Origin of the sequence: Pseudoalteromonas sp. APC 3893 (genome assembly GCF_030408095.1) — a bacterium.
Taxonomy (GTDB): domain Bacteria; phylum Pseudomonadota; class Gammaproteobacteria; order Enterobacterales; family Alteromonadaceae; genus Pseudoalteromonas.
In genome coordinates this window covers 1-1,310 of the sequence record NZ_JASDCD010000068.1, presented here as the reverse complement: position 1 = coordinate 1,310, position 1,310 = coordinate 1, and the positions used below count along the sequence as shown (strand labels likewise).

The window sequence follows — 1,310 nt, the reverse complement described above, 5'->3', positions numbered from 1 at the left end:
TTGAATCGCCCCGTGTTTGCCAGAGACTCAATAACTTGAGAAACTGGAACTATGAAAAAATCAAATCGCTATACATCAGAATTTCGTGAACGTGCAATTAGGCTTGTTACCACACAACAGCATGAATACCCTTCTCTTTGGGCTGCGCTAGTATCGATTTCAGATAAACTGGGATGTACCCCAGAAACACTTAGAGCATGGGTCAAGAAATCTCAAGCTCAACCGTCTAAACCCTCTTCTAATACGCAATCAACTGAAGAACGCCTTGCCGTCTTAGAGCGCGAGAATAAAGAGCTCAAGCGAACGAATGATATCCTGAGGCAAGCTGCCGCTTTTTTCGCCCAAGCGGAGCTCGACCGCAAACAGAAGTAATAGTGGATTTTATTGATGCTTGCAGAGAGCATTACGGTGTCGAGTCAATTTGCAAGGAATTGCCGATTGCACCATCAACGTATTATTCTCATAAACAGATACAAAGAGAGCCTGAGCGACTGTCTAACCGCAAAAAGCGTGATGCTGAGCTGATAATACTCATTCGCGAAGTGTGGGAGGATAATATGTCAGTTTATGGTGCAAGAAAAATATGGAAGCAGCTACAGCTTGACGACCATCAAGTCGCCCGCTGTACAGTCGAACGATTGATGCGAGTTATGGGAATTCAAGGTGTTCGTCGGGGTAAAGCACATAAGACAACGATACCTGACGAGCAACAAGATAAGCCACTTGATTTAGTTAATCGTCAATTTACTGCTGAGCAGCCAAATCAACTTTGGGTAGCTGACATCACCTATGTTGCCACATGGAGTGGGTTTGTTTATGTCGCTTTCGTGATAGATGTTTTTTCACGATACATTGTAGGTTGGCGTGTATCAACGACAATGCACACAGAGCTTATTCTTGATGCGTTAGAGCAAGCTATTTGGCATCGTGGCAACCCCGAAGGGTTAATTCACCACAGCGACAGAGGCAGCCAATATTTGTCTATACGATACACTGAGCGACTTGCTGAAGCTGGAATTCAAGCGTCTGTAGGCAGTGTGGGTGACTCTTATGACAATGCATTGGCTGAAACAATAAATGGATTATTTAAAACAGAGATTATTCGCAGAAATGGCCCGTGGAAGAATGTTGATGCTGTTGAATACGCAACGTTAGAGTGGGTCAATTGGTTTAATAATCAACGCTTATTATCTTCAATTGGGTATATTTCACCAGCTCAATATGAAACAGACTACTATGATAATTTAAACGAGTCAGGTAAAGTGGCCTGACTTAAACAAACTGGTCTCCGATGAACTCGGGGCGATTCA

General features: G+C 43.4%; 1 protein-coding gene and 1 other annotated feature. The gene reads left to right on the top strand.

Translation table 11 applies throughout. From position 1 onward, the window contains the following. The first annotated feature begins 51 nt into the window (after nt 1–51). A protein-coding gene (locus tag QMA12_RS21995; protein WP_223230517.1) for an IS3 family transposase occupies nt 52–1,271 on the top strand; the annotation gives its coding sequence in 2 pieces (ribosomal slippage) (nt 52–340 and nt 340–1,271; 1,221 coding nt in all). Further along, nucleotides 330–446 (top strand) — a sequence feature (AL1L pseudoknot). Its footprint overlaps the gene before it by 117 nt. Nucleotides 1,272–1,310: the final 39 nt, after the last annotated feature.